The organism is Streptomyces sp. SudanB52_2052 (genome assembly GCF_964272415.1).
GTDB lineage: Bacteria > Actinomycetota > Actinomycetes > Streptomycetales > Streptomycetaceae > Streptomyces > Streptomyces olindensis.
Genome location: NZ_OZ186796.1, coordinates 3,232,343 through 3,249,027 on the forward strand (window position 1 = coordinate 3,232,343; position 16,685 = coordinate 3,249,027).

General features: G+C 73.5%; 12 protein-coding genes. All 12 read right to left on the minus strand.

Annotation, left to right across the window (positions count from 1 at the left end; translation table 11 throughout):
- Window positions 1-352: 352 nt before the first annotated feature.
- Window positions 353-790 (minus strand): hypothetical protein, encoded by a 438-nt coding sequence (locus ACSUPV_RS14090; RefSeq protein WP_436947589.1) that lies wholly within the window; start codon window positions 788-790, stop codon window positions 353-355.
- A gap of 25 nt (window positions 791-815) precedes the next feature.
- On the minus strand, window positions 816-1,394 hold the full coding sequence (locus ACSUPV_RS14095) for a GNAT family N-acetyltransferase (protein WP_436947590.1): 579 nt from the start codon (window positions 1,392-1,394) through the stop codon (window positions 816-818).
- A gap of 74 nt (window positions 1,395-1,468) precedes the next feature.
- Window positions 1,469-4,108 (minus strand): SpoIIE family protein phosphatase, encoded by a 2,640-nt coding sequence (locus ACSUPV_RS14100; RefSeq protein WP_037757747.1) that lies wholly within the window; start codon window positions 4,106-4,108, stop codon window positions 1,469-1,471.
- Between the two features lie 252 nt (window positions 4,109-4,360).
- Window positions 4,361-4,768 carry an ATP-binding protein gene (locus tag ACSUPV_RS14105; RefSeq protein WP_031119608.1) on the minus strand — a complete coding sequence of 136 codons (408 nt, stop codon included), beginning with the start codon at window positions 4,766-4,768 and terminating at the stop codon, window positions 4,361-4,363.
- A gap of 158 nt (window positions 4,769-4,926) precedes the next feature.
- The gene (locus ACSUPV_RS14110; protein ID WP_037757745.1) at window positions 4,927-5,358 is read right to left on the minus strand and encodes a (deoxy)nucleoside triphosphate pyrophosphohydrolase; all 432 of its coding nucleotides are present in this window, start codon (window positions 5,356-5,358) and stop codon (window positions 4,927-4,929) included.
- 111 nt (window positions 5,359-5,469) lie between these two features.
- Window positions 5,470-5,667, minus strand: coding sequence for an SPOR domain-containing protein (locus ACSUPV_RS14115; protein ID WP_436947591.1), 198 nt, complete (start codon window positions 5,665-5,667; stop codon window positions 5,470-5,472).
- 341 nt (window positions 5,668-6,008) lie between these two features.
- Window positions 6,009-6,761: a GntR family transcriptional regulator gene (locus ACSUPV_RS14120; protein WP_031119611.1), complete on the minus strand. Its 753-nt coding sequence runs from the start codon at window positions 6,759-6,761 to the stop codon at window positions 6,009-6,011.
- Window positions 6,762-6,908: 147 nt separating this feature from the next.
- Window positions 6,909-8,057 carry a DUF4190 domain-containing protein gene (locus ACSUPV_RS14125; protein WP_436947592.1) on the minus strand — a complete coding sequence of 383 codons (1,149 nt, stop codon included), beginning with the start codon at window positions 8,055-8,057 and terminating at the stop codon, window positions 6,909-6,911.
- A 109-nt stretch (window positions 8,058-8,166) separates the two neighbouring features.
- Window positions 8,167-9,537 (minus strand): CHAT domain-containing protein, encoded by a 1,371-nt coding sequence (locus tag ACSUPV_RS14130; RefSeq protein WP_359792710.1) that lies wholly within the window; start codon window positions 9,535-9,537, stop codon window positions 8,167-8,169.
- Between the two features lie 3 nt (window positions 9,538-9,540).
- Entirely contained in the window at window positions 9,541-13,866 is a 4,326-nt protein-coding gene (locus ACSUPV_RS14135) for a hypothetical protein (protein WP_436947593.1), read from the minus strand.
- Between the two features lie 199 nt (window positions 13,867-14,065).
- Window positions 14,066-15,646 carry a S8 family peptidase gene (locus ACSUPV_RS14140; protein ID WP_436947594.1) on the minus strand — a complete coding sequence of 527 codons (1,581 nt, stop codon included), beginning with the start codon at window positions 15,644-15,646 and terminating at the stop codon, window positions 14,066-14,068.
- A 194-nt stretch (window positions 15,647-15,840) separates the two neighbouring features.
- Complete coding sequence (locus tag ACSUPV_RS14145; protein ID WP_436947595.1) at window positions 15,841-16,671, minus strand: oxidoreductase; 831 nt, start codon at window positions 16,669-16,671, stop codon at window positions 15,841-15,843.
- Between the last annotated feature and the right edge of the window lie 14 nt (window positions 16,672-16,685).

Sequence of the window (16,685 nt, forward strand, 5' to 3'; positions counted from 1 at the left end):
GCTGAACACGGAATCGATGAGACCGCGGAGTGGGTGCTCGGGGAGTTGGAGGAGCCGTCCGGCGTCGGACGCGGGCAGGCTCTCAACACGTTAGTGACCGCCGCCCAGTCTCAATGCCCACTCGACCCCGAGGCGGACAAGTTCGAGACATGGGAGGCATGGGTGACGGCCATGCAGGTCGGGCTGCGCCCTCTTCGAAGCGACTACCGCAAGGGAAGGCACCGTCCCCTGCCCTGCCGCCCACGACGCAGGCATCCCCATCGCGGTCGAGTCCGAGTACCTGCCCGCCGTGCTCATGAGTCGCAACTGGTGTGGTGAGTTTCCCACCTGACTTGCCGCCAGTTCCGGTGCCCTACGGCAGGTGCCGGGAGATGCTCGGGTTCGCTTCCCGCAGTGGCATCTTGACCAGCGTTCCCGACCTGTTGATCAGGAGTTCGGGGATCTCGTCCTCGTAGAAGCGGACTTGGCCGATGACTCCGTCGGTCCTCGCGTTGAACGCGAGCATCTCCGCCAGTGCGACCAGGTCGGGGAGGAGTTCCGCGTGGATCTCCTGGCGGGCCGTCAGGGACCAGTGGGTGGGGCCCTGGTGGAGGTGACCGGTGAGTAGGCCGCCGATGTGTGTCGCCGGGCCCCGGTCCGCGAGCAGGGGGACGAAGTCCGGCCAGTCCGCCTCATCGTTGTCGTCGTCCGTGCTGTCGCCCTCCATGTGCAGGCGGAGGTGCGCGAGTACGGCCTCCGGCACGGTCGGCGACAGGTCGAGGGCCAGGTCCACGGCGAAGACGTCACTCATGTGAGCTGAGTCTAGGCAGTGTGGGTCAGGACGGCGGCGGCGCCTGTCGGATGTGGACGTGGCCGTTTCGGGGCCATCCGGGGGGTGCCGCCGGGAGGAGGCCGGAGAGTAGATAGCCGCTCTTTTCCGCGACCCGGCACGATGCCGTGTTGTCCACCTGGTGCCGTAGTTCCAGCCGCGTCAGGCCGTCGGGGGCGAAGGTGTGGAAGGCCCAGTCGGTCAGTGCGCGCAGGGAGCGTGGTGCCACCCCCAGGCCGCGGGCGTGTGCCGCGGTCCAGTAACCGACCTCGGCGGTGGCGGCGTCCGGGGTGTTCCGGGTGAGGACCACGTGTCCCACCAGGGGGCCCTCGGGTCCGGGCGTCCCGGGCTGTTCGACGGCGAACGCGAAGCGGGTCCCCGCCTGCCATGCCCGTCGCTGCTCGGCCAGCCATCGCGCGGCGCCCGCCTCGTCGTCCAGGTGGGTCCGGAGCCAGCGGCGCAGCGCGGGGTCCCGGTGCAGTCGGACCAGCCGCACGGCGTCCTCGGGGGCCCAGGAGCGCAGGGTGAGCGCGGGGGCCGACCCGGTGGGGCCCGTGGCCAGTCGGGTCGCGGTGATGTCGGGCATGGAGGTGAGCCTACGGGCCCGCCGCCCCGCGAGCCCGGCGAGCCCGGCCGTGACGGCCGCGGCTCACCGGCCGGCTAGAACAGGCTCAGCAGTGCCTCCGCCGGATCCGGCAGGCCGTTTCCGCCGTCCGGGAGGGGGAGTTCGAACCAGACCGTCTTGCCGCGCGGCGTGCGGCGGGAGCCCCATGCCGCGCTGAGGAGGCCGACGAGCTGGAGGCCGCGGCCGCCCTCGTCCGTGTCGCGGGCGCGGCGGCGGCGCGGCTGGACCAGGCCGGAGTCCCAGACCTCGCAGACCAGGGTGCGGTCGAGGAGGAGGCGGAGGCGGATCTCGCCCTCGCCGTAGCGCAGGGCGTTGGTGACCAGCTCGCTGACCAGCAGCTCCGTGGTGTCGACCAAGGGCTCCAGGTCCCAGCTGAGCAGCTGGGCGCGCGCGTACTCGCGGGCCCGGCCCACGCTGCGCGGCTCGCGCGGCAGCGTCCAGTCGCCGACGGACTCGGTGGGCAGGCCCTGTACACGTGCCATCAGCAACGCGATGTCGTCCTCGCCGTGGTGGGTGTCCAGGGTGTTGAGGACGTGGTCGCAGACGTCCTCCAGCGGCTGGGTGGGGTCCGAGAGGGCGCTGACGAAGGCCTGGAGGCCCTCGTCGAGGGGGTGGTCGCGGCTTTCGACCAGTCCATCCGTGTAGAGCGCGAGCAGGGCGCCCTCGGGCAGTTCGACCTCGACCTCCTCGAAGGGCTCGCCGCCGACGCCGAGCGGCATGCCCGGCGGCACGTCCAGCATCAGCGCCGGCTCGCCCGGTTCGACCAGCACGGGCGGCAGATGGCCCGCGTTGGCGAAGGTGCAGCGCCGGGTGACCGAGTCGTAGACGGCGTAGACGCAGGTGGCCAGGTAGACCTCGGAGAGGTCCGCCTCGCGGGGGCGGCGGGCCGCCCTGGTCGCCTGCTGGACGCCGCCGGGGGCGCCGAGGCCGCGGGCGATCTCGTCCAACTGGGAGAGCACCTCGGCCGGTTCCAGGTCGAGCTGGGCCAGCGTCCGGACCGCCGTGCGGAGTTCGCCCATGGCGACGGCGGCGCGCAGGCCGCGGCCCATGACGTCGCCGACGACCAGCGCGGTGCGGTGTCCGGGGAGTTCTATGACGTCGAACCAGTCGCCGCCGACCTCGCTGGGCCGGCCGGTGTTGGCGTTGCCGGGCAGGTAGCGGCAGGCGATGTCGAGGCCGGAGGCCTCCGGGTCGCCGGGCGGGAGCAGGGACCGTTGCAGTATCAGCGCGCGTTCGTGCTCGCGCCGGTAGAGGCGGGCGTTGTCGATGCAGACCGCGGCGCGCGCCGCCAGCTCCACGGCGAGGTCGCGGTCCCGGTCGCCGAACGGCTCGCTGCCCTTCGTACGGGCGAACTGGACCAGGCCGACGACCGTGTCGTGGGCGACCATCGGCACGGCCAGCGTGGACTGCACCAGGCCGCCGTCCTCGCCCGGCACCGTCTGGGGGCGGGCCGTGCGCAGGGCGTCCGCGCAGGGCGAGTTGAACGGGTAGTGGTGGACGGCGCCGACCGCGACGGGCACGCCGGTGCCGGCGAAGGGCGCGTCGGAGACGGCGCTGGCGAAGGCCACACGGCGCAGCTCGGCGCTGCCGTCGGCGAGTCCGGGCGGGGTCTCGTCGCCCACCAGCAGGCCCTGGTAGAGGTCGACGGTGGCGAGGTCGCAGAAGCCGGGGACGACGACGTCGAGGAGCTGGCGGGCCGTGGTCTCCAGGTCCAGGGAGTTGCCGATGCGGGCGCCCGCCTCGTTCAGCAGCGCGAGGTTGCGCCGGGCGGCCGCGGCCTCGCGGGCGGCGGCGCGGCGGGCGGTGATGTCGATGCCGAGCCAGGCGATCCCGATGGGGCGGCCCGAACCGCTGTGCACGCGGTAGAGGTTGACGGACCAGTGGCGGCGTTCGTCGGAGCCGGGGACGAAGCCCGTGACGTGCATGTCGGTGATGGAGCTGCCGGTCTCCAGCACCCGGCGCAGCGTGGCGGCGACCCGCTCGGCCTCGCCGCGCTGGAGGTAGTCGTGGACGCCCTTGCCGCGGTGGTCGTCGGACGTACCGCCGAAGACGGAGGCGAACCGCTCGTTGACGCGGCGGACCCGCAGGTCGGGGTCGATCAGCAGGAAACCGAACGGGGATTGACTGAAAATGGCCTGCGAGGCGGCGAGGTCGGTCTCGATGCTGCGCAGGGTGCGCACGTCGACGACGATGCAGACGGCGGCCTTCTCGCCGTCCTCGGTGCGCGTCGGCATGACGTACACCTCGGCGAGTCCCTCGTGGCCGCACTCCCCTTCGCCCGCGTCCTTCGGCATCCGGAAGGGCACCACGCCGGTCCATTCGCGGCCGTCGAGGATCTCGGCCATCTTGCGCATGCCCCGCTCGCGGTGGCGCGGGTCGATGAAGGTCTCGATGGGGTCCATGCCGAGGGCGCGTTCGGCGGGGATGCCGAAGAGGTGCTCGGCGCGCAGGCTCCACTGGTCGACGAGCCCGTCGGGGCCGATGGAGAAGGAGGCGACCTTGATGTAGTCGTAGATGGATCCCGGGGGACTGCTCTGCCACATGGCGTCCCCGGGCTGCACGCCGTCGGCCGCGAGCGCACCTCCCACCGCGGAGGCCAGGCCGTCCGCGGCCCTCGCCCTCGCGCCCTCCGACGGGTCCTCGGACTCCGTGGCCTTCGCTGGTATCTCGCTCACGCGAACCGTCCCCTCCAGCTCACCGCGTCCGGCACCGGTCACCGGGGGCGGCTGCCCGCAGTATCCAGCACTACGGTGCCGCACAACACGGTGTTCACGATCACAGCACGGTCCCGATGGTTTTCGGTCCGGACCGTGAGAACACTTCCAGTCTTCTAACCAGGGGACACGTCGTCGAATCACGTCCGATGGCAACCGCCACTGGCCTGAACCAATCGCTCGACAGCGGTAGGGCGTACGTACACCGATTTTTCACTCCCGGACCGCGAGTTCGAACCACACCGTCTTGCCGGCGTCCCCGGGCCGGGTGCCCCAGCGGCGGGCGGAGGACGCCACCAGTTGCAGTCCGCGTCCGCTCTCGTCCTCGGGCCGGGCGGCGCGTTCGCGGGGCGGGGCCGGGAGCGGGTCGGAGACTTCGACCCGCAGGACGCCGTCCAGACCCGAGGGGCGGACCAGGCGGACGCCGATGGGGCCCGTGGCGTGTCGCAGGGCGTTGGTGACCAACTCGCTGACGAGCAGCGCCGTGAGGTCGGCGAGGCGGTCGAGGTCCCAGCCGCGGAGTTGGCCGCGGACGGCCTGGCGGGCGGTGCGCACGGCGCCCGGCTCGGCGGGAAAGGTCCATTCGGCGCGGTCACCTTCGGTGTCGATCACGCCGATCACTTCCCAGCAGCGGGCCCACCCATGTCCGGTTTCGTGGGGCTAATAGGCACATACCCGACATTCGGGGCGGAGTACCGCGCGACGCGGCGCACCGTGGCACGAAAGGCGTACGGGCGCCCATATCGCGGTCGCCTTGCTCCGCGCGCCCCCGGTCGGCCTCAGGCGCCGGACACTTCCCCCGCGTCGGCGTCGAGGCCGCCCAGGTGCGCGAGGGTCTGCCGCACGGCCGGCACGTCCTGGTCGAGCCAGTCCACGTCCCAGATCTCGCCGGGGCCGAGCCAGCGCAGGTCGTCGTGGTCCTCCAGGGCTTCGGGAGCGGGGGAACCGGGCCGCAACCGCGCGGTCCACACGTGGAGCACGTACGGCGGCTTCAGGGGCCACTCCCCCGGGACCCGGCCGCCCGCCTCGGCGTCGACGCCGAGTTCCTCGCGCAACTCCCGCACGAGTGCGGCTTCGGCCGTCTCGCCCGGCTCGACTTTGCCGCCGGGCAACTCCCAGCGCCCGGCCAGCTCGACGGGCGCACTGCGCCGGGCAGCCAGCAGCCGCCCACCATCGAGCAGCGCGGCCCCTACGACGATCCGCTCACTCATGCGGGGGAGCCTACGGGAGGCGGCGCGAACACGTGATTCGGCCGGCGGGCACGCCTGATTCGGTCCGCGGGCGCGCCTGGCCGGGGCCCCTTCCCCGGGCCCCCGCGTGAGTCAGTCGTGGGTCGCCGCGGCCGAGCCGTTCTGGCCGAGCCGCTCGACCCAGTAGAGCTGCTTGTGGCCGCGGCCGTCGAGGCTGTCCGCGATCTTCTGGGCCTCGGCCCGGGTCGCGTACCGGCCCACGCGGTACCGGTTGCCGTTGTCGTCCTCGCGTATCACGAGCCAGGGAAGAGTGACCGTGCTGTCGTTCATCGCGCCCCTCCACTTCCCACCCGCGGCCTGTGCCGTGCCCCACCCGATAAGGAAACCGCAATGCGCATATGCCTGAGCCTACGCCTAACCTTCACGCAGCGAATACGGGATTTCACTAAGAGGTACGCAACCAGCCAGAACGCAGGGGGCGCACGCCGAAAAACGCGCCGCCCGCACACCCCGATGCATCGAGTCGGAGGCATACCGCATACACCGAGAGCGATCTGCGGAAACGAGGACCGGCGAGGGAGCGGGGACCGCTCCGGCCACCGGTGACGGGCAGGGCGGCCGTGTGAGCGGGGCGCGTGGGGAGCGCACTCCGGGGCGGATGGGAGCGTTCGCTACTTGACCGGAAGGTGGTAGGCGACCCGGTACCGATCGGCCGGGATGACCACGTCGGCCGTCTCGACCGGGCGGCCCGAGGCGTAGAACGTCCGCTGGATGACCAGGACCACATGGCCCGGGACACCGCCCAGGACGAGCAGCTCCTCGGCGAGGCCGGGGCGGGCACCGACCTCCTCCGTGACGTTGTCGACGATCACGTCGATGGCGCGCATGCGCTCGACGACGCCCATGCCGCCGAGCGGGCCTTCCTCGGGCAGCATCACGGGCGTACGGCCCGTCACCGCGAGCGGCTCCCAGGAGGTGGAGAGCATCATCGCCTCGCCGCTCTCGCGGTAGAGGTACCTCGTGCACATCACCCGGTCGCCCGGCTCGATGCCCAGCCGCTCGGCGACCGCGACACTCGCCTCCGACTGCTCGCTGCTGGACTCCCAGGTGCCGCGCCCCTCGCCGTCGGCCTGCTCCTGGCGGAACGGCGTGGCCCCGCTGGTCGGGCGGTAGCCGGACCGGGAGATGCGCCGGGGCACGGGCCGCTCCCGCACATACGTCCCCGAGCCGGAGCGGCCCTCGACCAGGCCCTCCGCCATGAGCACCTTGCGGGCCTCCAGGGCGACGGTGTCCGAGACGCCGTACTCCTGGCGGATTCTGGCCTGGGAGGGGAGGCGGGTGTGCGGTGGCAGCTGACCGTCGACGATCTTCTTGCGGAGATCACCCGCGACACGCAAGTACGCCGGCTGCTCACCGAATGTCACTGGCCGCTCCCATCAGGTTGTACAGACAGCAACAGCGTGGCAACCGTAGGTTGTGCCGTGCAAGCAAAGGCCAGAGAATCACTCGATGTGATGACATGCTGGCCCTGAGGGCTTTACGCAGGCACTTTCTCCCCGCTATGGCGGCCGTCACACCTCCGCTTCCGACGCTCCGCTCTCGTCCTCCTCGTACGTCGGCGGGGTGGTGGCCAGTCCGAGGGCCTTGCGCGCCGTGACCGTCGCCGGACCGTCGACGTACGCGTAGGCCTTGTCGTAGTGCGCGTAGTAGGTGTCCGCGTCGGCGGCCTCGCTCGCCTTCGCCCACTCCTCCCGGGCCTCCTCCAGGTCCGCGACCAGGGCGCCGACGGGCCCTCGGGCGCCGGACGGCCAGGAGTGGCCGCGCAGGGCCTCGATGTTCTCGCCGAGCACGTCGTGCACCTGGGCGGCCCAGGCACGGTGGCCGGCGAGGTCGTCCTCGGGGGTGTCCTCGGGCTCCTCGTACAGGGCCGTGTCGAGGGCGTTGGCCGTGGAGAGGAAGACGACCTGGTCCGCGTCGAAGGTCGTGGGGTCGCCGCGCAGCGATCCGGTCAGCCCGGCCCTGGCCTCGGTGTTGCCGAAGACGCAGGTGATCGCGCGGTCGCCGAAGCGCCAGCTGTCCCGGGACGGCATGAGGTAGTACACGTCGACGTCGGCGGGCATCGCCCAGGTGTCCATGGCGTACTGGTCCTGCAACGCGTAGCACTTCTCGTCGGCGATGTCGGTGATCTCGGCATCGCCCGGGAAGGAGCCGCCCGGCAGCGTGACGACCGCGAAGACCTCGCCGTCGTGCCTGCCTTCGCAGGACACCCGGTCGACGTCGTAGGTGTCGCCCTCCAGGCCCCCGGGCGCGTCGAAGCAGTCGCCCTTCTCCAGCGAAAGACTCTCGTTGCCCTGCGCGCTGTCCTTGAAGCCCTCCCAGGCGTCGGAGGCGGCGCCCGTGGCCAGCACGGCCGTCCACAGCACGATCCCGACGGACGACAGCACCGCACCGGCGATCGCCAGGCCCCGGCCGCTCTGGCCGGACCGCTTGATCTGCCGCAGCGCGATCAGGCCCAGGACGAGCCCCAGGGCGGGCAGGAAACAGAGCACGCCGAGCACGAGGGCGGTGACGGCGAGCGCGTTGACGGAGACCGGGGTGCCGTACGGGCGGCCCGCGGGGCCGTACGGGGCGTAACCCTGCGGTCCCTGGGCCCAGTTCGCCGGCGGCGGGCCGTACGGGTCCTGGGGCGGCTGGTTCCCGGGGGGCGGGGGTATCGACACGGGTACGGTGCTCCTGGCTGGGGCGGTGGGCGGGGGTGTGCGGAGCCGTCGTACGGCTGGCCGCATCGTAAGCGGCGGAGGGACGGAGGCGGAACGCGGGCGGCGCCCGTCACCTGGTCGGGGACGCGGACGGGCCGGGCGGGATGCTCGGGGACGCGATGGCCTGGGACGGTATGGCGGCCGCCGGGCGGGCGGAGCCGTCCTGGTGCGTCGCGAGCAGCGGTCGTGTGGTGGGCGGTCGGGTTTCCAGGCGGCTGTCGATGCCGCAGTGCAGCGAGTAGGCCAGCGCAAGCGGGTTGCGCAGGTCGTCGAGGAAGTGGCGGACCAGCCGGTGGCAGATCTCGCCCGCGGTCTCGTCGCCGTACAGGTACCGCTCGATGAACGCGTGCGCGTACTCGGCGGCGAAGACCTGCGGGATCTCGATCTGCGGGCCCAGCACCCCGTCCGCGCCGTTCTCGATGAACGCGTTCCCGAGGTACTCCAGCTCGGCCGTGGCCGCCGCCTCGCCCGCGTGGCAGGCGTTGAGCAGCACGAAGGGGCGGAAGGCGGCGCCGGGTGAGTCGCGGCACTCCTCGCGGTACCGGTGCACCGCGTCCGCGTCGATGAGCTTGCCGTCGGAGAGCCGGATCCCGACCGTGCGGTGGGCGCCGCGCTCGACGAACATGCCGTGGCACCAGAAGTACATGAGGTCCTCGTCGAAGTGCGGGCTGCGCAGCGACTTGAAGAGTTCCTCGGCGGTGGTGCGGACGGTCAGGTCGGACGCCACCCGCAGCAGGTCGTACACGGCGTCGGAGCGGCCGACGCCGTCGAGGCTGGTGTCGGTGTTGAGGCTCGTCGCGGGCGTGGAACGGGTGGCCGGCGGCGCCTGGTACGGCGCGTAGGGGGCGCCGGTCTGCTCGATCTGGTGCCGGTGGCCCAGGAAGGAGGGCGGCCCGCCGGCTCCGTCGGGGCGCACGGCCAGCATCGGCCAGGGCAGGTACAGCTCGGAGTCGAAACTGACCCGCAGGCCCTCCCGCCCCAACTCGCCGAGCAGGAAGGCCCGGAACGGCTCCAGCTCGTTCCCCGCGCCCGCGAGCAGCTTGTCCAGCACCCGCTTGCCCTGCACGGCCAGCTCTTCGAGCAGCGGGTCGACGGTGTCGCGGTGCGGTCGCAGGTCGCAGGCGTCGGCGAACGTGTACGGGCCGCGCGGCATACCGTCGGCGTCGACCGGCCGGTGGTGGACGACGTTCTCCGACCAGAACTGCCGCAGCCGGTCGGCCTCGGCGCGGATGGCGGAGGCGGACGTATGGAGCCAGGCGCGGTGGACACGGGTGCGGGGCGCGCGTCGGCCGCTCGGGTAGGCGTGGATCAGCACCCGGTCGTCGGTGCAGACGCTGAGCGTGACCGTGAGGTCCAGCGGCCGGTGCCCGTGGTCCGAGGGCCAGCGGGTGTACTCCCCCGACGGGTCGTGGACGATGTCGGCGTTCAGCTCGACGGCCATGGGTCACGACCTTCCGAGGGGTTCCGGGGCCGGGTCGGGGACCGGCAGGGTGGTCTCCAGGACTTGCAGCGCCCTGCCGTAGTCCGGGTCGTACACCGTGAAGCGCAGGCGGTGTTCGCCCGGGTCGCGGGCGGTGAAGACGAACCGGGCGGGCCCGGCGTCCGTCACGCAGTCGGCCGCGGAGGGCTCCAGGGTCGCGGCGGACCGGGTGGTGGCGATCACCAGGACGCTCTCCGGAGCGCTCGGGGGCGCCTCCGCCGGTCCGACGGTGGTCAGCCGGAACTCGATCGTGGCGGGCACGCCGGGCCGTACGACGTCGTCCACCAGGGTCAGCCGGGGACGACGGCGGGGCCGGCCGGGGGGCTTGGGGGCGGCCGGGCGGCCGGAGGGGTCCGGGGCTGCGGCGGGCGGGGGGACGGGGGCCGGTGCTGACGGTGGCGGGGGAACGGAGGCTGGGGCTGACGGTGGCGGGGGGACGGGGACGGACGGCGGCGGGATGTCCGGGTCGCGTGGGGCCGCGGGTGCCGGGGCGGCCGGTGTCGAGGGCTCCGGGTCGGGTGAGGCAACAGCGGGAGCCGGGCGGGCTGGTGCCGAGGGGTCCGGGTCGCTCGGTGTCGCGGAAGCGGACACCGCCGGAAAGCCGGACGCCGGGGAAGACCCGGAGGACGGCGACGGGCCGGATGATGGCCACGGGCCGGACGATGGCCACGGGCCGGACAGCGGCGGCGGCCCGGACGACGGCACAGGCCCGAACAACGGCGTAGGCCCAGACAACGGCACAGGCCCAGACAACGGCACAGGCCCAGACGACGGCAAAGGGCCGGACGACGGCGAAGACTCGGACAGCGGAGACGGCCCAGGCGACGGCGAAGGCCCAGGTGACGGCGAATGCCCGGACGACGGCGAAGACTTGGGTAGCGGAGACGGCCCAGGCGACGGCAAAGCCTCGGACGACGGTGAAGCCTCGGACGACGGTGAAGGTCCCGACGGCTGAAGGGTGTTGGCCGCGGTCGGCTGGGGGCGGTGGAAGCCCTCGGCGACCTGGACGGCCAGGTCGAGGTACGCGCGGCGGGTCTCCGAGCGGAGGCGGGTCAGGTCGAGGCCGGCGCCGGTGGCCAGGTGCTCGTCGAAGGGCACGCGGACGACGCCCCGGCAGCGCTGGGCGAAGTGCTCGACGATGCGGTCCGTCCGGACCAGGGAGGACCCGGCGTGCACCCCGGAGAGTACGACCAGCGCGCGGCGGGCCGACTCCGCGTGGCCGTGCGCGGAGAGCCAGTCCAGGGTCACGGAGGCGACCTCCGCGCCGTCGACACTCGCGGTGGCGACGACGACCAACTGGTCGGCGAGGGCCAGGACACCCCGCATGGTCTCGTGCATCAGGCCGGTGCCGGAGTCGGTGACGATGATCGGGTAGGCGCGGCTCAGCGCGTCGACGACCCGCTGGTACTGCTGTATGCCGAACGGCACGGACAGCGCCGCGGCGACGTCCTGTGCGAGGACCTCCAGGCCCTCCGGGCCACGGGCGGTGAACCCGCGGATGTCATCGGGGCCGTGGAGTTCCGGCAGCGCGTGGAGCAGGTCCTGGACGGTCGAGCCTTTCTCGCGGCCCACCCGGTGGCCGAGCGTGCCGCCCTCCGGGGACGCGTCCACCGCGATGACCGGGTCGTCGCGCAGGCCCGCCAGCGTGGCGCCCAGCGCGGCCGCCGTGGTGGTCTTGCCCGTGCCGCCCTTCAGGCTGATCACCGCGATGCGGTGGCAGCCGGCCAGGGGCGAGCGCAGGACGTCGGCCCCGGATCGCTGCTCGCGGGCCTCCGGTCCGCGCCTGGTCAGCCGTAGGCGCAGCCGCCGGGCCCAGGACGGTTCGAGCAGCAGCCGCTCGGCGGAGAGGGCGGGCAGGGCGGCGGGGCCGACTCCGTCCGACCCGGTCTCGGCGGAGTGCACGGGCGGTGCCCAGAACCCCGGGTCCGGCTGCTGCGCGTGTGCCGGCTCGGGCACCGGGCTCACCGGGGCCCGGGCGGCGGCCGCCGCGTCGGCCGCGCGGTTGCGCCACTCGGTCAGCCGGTCGCGGGTGTCGAGCACGGCGGGGTCGTTCACGCCGAAGACGCGGCCCATGTCGTCGAGGAGTTCGGCGTAGGCGGCCGCCGCACCCGCCGCGTCACCCGCCGTGCCGCGCCAGAGCGCGATGTTGTGGCGGGTGAGGAGGGTGTCGCGGTGGTCGGGTCCGAGCACGCGCAGCCGGTCGGCCAGCAGGTCGGTGTAGGCCGCCGCCGCGCGCGCCGGGTCGCCCGCGACGCCCTGCCAGAGGGCCAGGTTGTCCCGGACGGTGAACACGTCGGGGTGGTCGGGGCCGAGGACGCGGACGAGGTCGTCGAGGAGTTCGCGGTAGGCCGTGACGGCTCCGGGCGCGTCCTGGGACGCGCCGCGCACCCGGGCGCGGTGGCCGCGGGCGGCGAGGGTGTCGGGGTGGTCCGGGCCGAAGCGGTGGTGCAGGGCGGCGTGCAGCCACTCCCAGCGCACCCGGGCCGCGCGGACCATCCCGGCGGCGATGAGGTTCCGGCCGGCCTGGAAGAGCACGGGGTGGCACTGCGGCTGCCAGAGGGCCTCACGCGCGTGCCCGGCGAGGACGTCGGTGGCCGACCGTAACGCCCTGCACAGCGGGGACCGCGGCGCGCCCGACGCCGTACGCCACACCGCGCGCAACGCGTCGGCCGCGCTCAGGGCGAGCGCGTCCCGGTCCTCGGGCGGCACCGCCGCACGGACGGCGTTCTGCACCAGAGTGCTCAGGCGTACCGTCGGGTGCTCGGCGTCGCCGCCGCGTTCGACCAGCCGCAGACGGTGCAGCACGTCGAGGGCGGTCAGGGCGTCCGAGGGGGCGATCCGCGGGGAGCCGCCGTGTGACGGGGCCCGGCGCCGTGCGAGGTACTGGAGGGCGGGTCCGCTGGTGAGGACCGCGACCGGCACGCCGTGCGGGTCGAGCACGGCGGCCAGTTCGAGCAGGGGACGGGCGAGGCCGGCGGCGTGCCGGTCGGCCGTCGTGACGGACAGCCACCAGCAGGCCGTGACCAGGTCGGGGCCCGGTCCGCCGGAGGTCTCGGCGCCGGGCGGCGCGGTGCGGCCCGACGGGTCCGGCAGGCTCGGGGCCGGCTCTTCCGGTACGTCGCGGAGGGCCTCGCGGAGGGCCTCGCGGTACGCGGCGCACTCCAGGCCGGTGTACGCCAGGTGGGCGGCGGCCATGGACAGCGCCAGCGGGTGCTGCCGGAGGTCGGCCGCCACGACGGCGATCCGCGCGGGGGCGTCCGTCCGTCCGAGTTCGGCGAGTTCGCGCGTCAGCTGGTCGGCGGCGGCCGTCTCGTCCCACGGCCCGAGTTCCAGGCGTCTGCTGCCGTCCGGCAGGGACCCCGCGTGGCCGGTGGTGACGAGGACGCGGCCGTTGGGCCGTTCCGGCGGCCACAGGTGGTGCAGTTCGGCGGAGCCGGGCAGCCCGTCGAGCACCACCAGCCAGCGCCGGTCGGTCCAGCTCAGCCAGGAGCGGAACGCCTCCGCCGCGTGCTCGGGCTGGTCGCTGCCCTGCCCGGCGACGGCCTCGGCCGCCTCGGCGTAGCCGCAGACGACCGCGTCCTCGCTGGTGGCGGTCATCCACACGACGAGATCGGCCGCCCCGTCCCGCAGCACCCGGCGGGCCAGCTGCGCGGCGAGCCGCGTCTTGCCCACCCCTGGGGGCCCGACGAGGGCCCAGGTGGCCGAGGGCTCGTCCCACAGCCCGTCCGGCAGGCCCGCGTCGGGCCGCTCGCGGAACGGCCCCGCCACGGTGGGGAGTTTGCCGACGAGCACGGGAGCGTGGACCGTGCCGTCGGGTCCGGACGCCTCGGCGGTCGGGGAGGGCGCAGGCGGCGGAGGAGCAGAAGGCGGCGGAGGAGCAGAAGGCGAGAGGGACGGAACCGGTGACGGCGGCACGGGCACGGCGGGCGCCGTCGACGACAGTCCGGGCTGCGCGGCGAGGGCGTAGCGGCCGTGCCCGAGCACCACCAGTTCCCCGAGTCGCGCGAGGAGTTCCGTACGCTCGCTGTCCGCCGCCCCGTCCAGCAGCATCTCGAACCGGGTCTGCCAGGCCGACTCCAGCCGGATGCGCAGCCGTTCGTCGTGCGCTTCCAGCAGGGCGGTCATGTCGCGGTCCAGGCGCGCCAGATGCGTCTGTTCGTCGCCCGGGGTGCCCCGGCCCAGCAGCCGCGCCACCGCGGCGCGCACGGCGGGCCATGCCTCGGTGCCGACGGCTTCGGTCACGGCCGTGCCGGCGGCCGCGGCCACGGACAGGGAGGCGTCGTCCAGCATTCAGCGGATCCCGTCCTTCGCGCGTCTCCCTCTGCTCATTCCGCACCCATACAAGCACAACCATCCCGTAGTGGACCCGGATGCGCGAGAACCCCGGGAGAGACGAACTCGCCCTCGTGGCGGGCCGGGTCGGGGACCCGGGGCCCTGCCGCGAGGGCGAGGACGCCTGGCTGCCGGTCAGATCAGTCGGCTTCCCGGCTCAGAACTGGAGTGCCCAGGCGTCGATCCGCCCGGTGTCGAAGTTCGCGTTGTCGCTGACCCGGAGCTTCCACGTGCCGTTCGCGGTCTCCGAGGAGGCGTTCACGGTGTAGGTGGTGTCGATGTTGTCGGCGCTGCCGCCGGTGCCGTACGCCTTCAGCGTGTACGCCGTGCCGTCGGGGGCGATCAGCTGGACCTGGAGGTCACCGATGTAGGTGTGGACGATGTGCACCTCGACGGCCAGGGCCGAGGGGGCGTTGCCGGAGACGCCGGAGACCGTCACCGGGGACTCGGCGGTGGCGTTGTCGGCGATGGCCTGGTCGGCGGTGTTCTCGAAGCGCGGGCCGGGCGGGGTGGTCGTACCGCCGCCGACGTTCAGGAGCCGGTTGGGCGAGCCGCTGCCGGGGCTGGTGACGACGCCGGTGGTCGCGGCGGACGTCAGCGCGGCGGAGACCTGCGCGGGCGTGGCCGTGGGGTTGGCGGCCAGGTGCAGGGCGGCGGCGCCGGCGACGTGCGGGCTCGCCATGGAGGTGCCGGAGATGGTGTTGGTCGCGGAGTCGCTCGTGCTCCAGGCCGAGGTGATGGACGAGCCGGGGGCGAACAGGTCCAGGACGGAGCCGTAGTTGGAGTAGCTCGCCTTCGCGTCGCTCGACGTCGTCGCGCCGACCGTGACGGCCTCGGTGACGCGGGCCGGGGACCGGGTGGAGGCGTTGGTGGACTCGTTGCCGGCCGCGACCACGAAGGTGACGCCGGAGGTGATGGCGTTGCGGACGGCCGTGTCGATGGCCGTGTCGCCGGGGCCACCGAGGGACATGTTGGCGACGGCGGGCTTGACCGCGTTCCGCGCGACCCAGTCGATGCCGGCGACGACCTGCGCGGTGGTGCCCTGGCCGGAGTTGTTCAGCACGCGGACGCCGACGACCTTGGCCTTCTTGGCGACGCCGTAGGCGTTCCCGGCGACCGTGCCGGCGACGTGCGTGCCGTGGCCGTGGCCGTCCTGGGCGGTGTTGTCGTTGTCGACGGCGTCGTAGCCGTAGGAGGCGCGACCTCCGAAGTCGCCGTGCGTGATGCGGACGCCGGTGTCGATGACGTACGCCGTGACGCCCTCGCCCGCCGAGTCGGGGTAGGTGTAGGAGCTGTTCAGCGGCAGGTTCTTCTGGTCGATGCGGTCCAGGCCCCAGGAGGGCGGGCTGGGCTGCGTCGCGGTGATGGAGAACGTCCGGTTCTGCACGACGGAGGCGATGGCCGGGTCGGCGGCGAGACGTTTCGCCTCGGACGCGGAGGCCTCGACCTCGTAGCCGTTCAGGGCCTTGGTGTACGTGCGCTCGATGTCGGCGCCGTACTTGTGCGCGAGGGCGCGGCCCGCGGCGGAGCCGGCCTTCTCGGTCTTCAGGGTGACGATGTAGCTGTCGGCGACGGCGTTCGCGGCGCCCTCGTACTGGACGCGTCCTTCGGCGGCGGCCGGTGCCGCGCCGGCGGGGAGGGCGGAGACGAGGCTCGCGACGAGCGCCGCGGTGGCCGTCGCGCCGAGCGCGGCCAGTCTTCGCCGGGTGGGTCTGTGGGGAGTACGCATCACTGCCATCTGAGGGGTCCTCCTCAATCGGTGGTGCGCTGTGGGGTGTGGTGCACGCCCGTGGGAGCACCCGGGAGTCACGGCCGAGAGTCATGACCATGCCAACCAGGGGATGACTCCTGTGCGTCAGCCGAAAGATTGAGGCCTCCACAGGAATTGCACAAGGGCCCTGCACGGACCGGCAGGACCCTTGTGACGGGTCGTCAGTCGTCGAAGCCCGTGCTCCGGCTCCGCTTCTCCCAGGCCAGCACCTCGTCCCGCACCCGGTCCAGATGCCCGAGCACCGCGCTGACGCCGTCGTCGCCGAGCGGCAGGCGCAGGGGCGTGGGGTCGGCCTCCAGCGCGGCGAGGATCAGGGCCGCGGCCTTGGCCGGGTCGCCCGGCTGCGTGCCGTCGCCGCCCGCGACCAGGCCGCGGGTCTCGCTCACCTTGCCGTACACGCCGCTGTCCTGGCTGGCGCCGACCCGCCCGGTCTCGAACAGGCCGGTGCGGAAGGCGCCCGGCTCGACGATCAGCACCTTGATCCCGAACTCGGCCACCTCGTCCGCGAGCCCCTCGGACATGCCCTCCAGGGCGAACTTCGTGGCGCTGTACGCCGAGAAGCCCGCGAAGGACAGCTGGCCGCCCATGCTGCTCATCTGCACGATCGCGCCCGAGCGCCGCTCGCGCATGTGCGGCAGCACGGCCCGGGTGAGGGCGGCCGGGCCGAAGACATGCACCTCGAACAGAGCCCGCAACTCCTCCTCGGTGGTCTCCTCCAACGCCCCGACGTGCGTCCGGCCCGCGTTGTTGACCAGGACGTCGATCCGCCCGTGCCGCGCCACGACGTCCCGTACCGCGGCCGCGGCGGCGCCCGTGTCGGCGACGTCCAGGCGCAGTGCCTCCACCCGGCCGGGGTGGGCGGCGACCAGGTCGTCCAGCGCCTCGGGGCGGCGGGCCGCGCCCACCACGACATCGCCCGCGGCGAGGGCGGCCTCGGCGATCGCCCTCCCGAAACCACTGCTCGCGCCCGTGATCAGCCAGACCTTGTCCATGACCGCTCCTCGTG

Bases quoted from the DNA above. Each gene is read 5' to 3' on its own strand.
- ACSUPV_RS14140 (WP_436947594.1), bottom strand. From the start codon at position 15,646: ATGGCAGTGATGCGTACTCCCCACAGACCCACCCGGCGAAGACTGGCC.
- ACSUPV_RS14115 (WP_436947591.1), bottom strand. From the start codon at position 5,667: ATGAACGACAGCACGGTCACTCTTCCCTGGCTCGTGATACGCGAGGAC.
- ACSUPV_RS14135 (WP_436947593.1), bottom strand. From the start codon at position 13,866: ATGCTGGACGACGCCTCCCTGTCCGTGGCCGCGGCCGCCGGCACGGCC.
- ACSUPV_RS14095 (WP_436947590.1), bottom strand. From the start codon at position 1,394: ATGCCCGACATCACCGCGACCCGACTGGCCACGGGCCCCACCGGGTCG.
- ACSUPV_RS14090 (WP_436947589.1), bottom strand. From the start codon at position 790: ATGAGTGACGTCTTCGCCGTGGACCTGGCCCTCGACCTGTCGCCGACC.
- ACSUPV_RS14145 (WP_436947595.1), bottom strand. From the start codon at position 16,671: ATGGACAAGGTCTGGCTGATCACGGGCGCGAGCAGTGGTTTCGGGAGG.
- ACSUPV_RS14110 (WP_037757745.1), bottom strand. From the start codon at position 5,358: ATGAGTGAGCGGATCGTCGTAGGGGCCGCGCTGCTCGATGGTGGGCGG.
- ACSUPV_RS14130 (WP_359792710.1), bottom strand. From the start codon at position 9,537: ATGGCCGTCGAGCTGAACGCCGACATCGTCCACGACCCGTCGGGGGAG.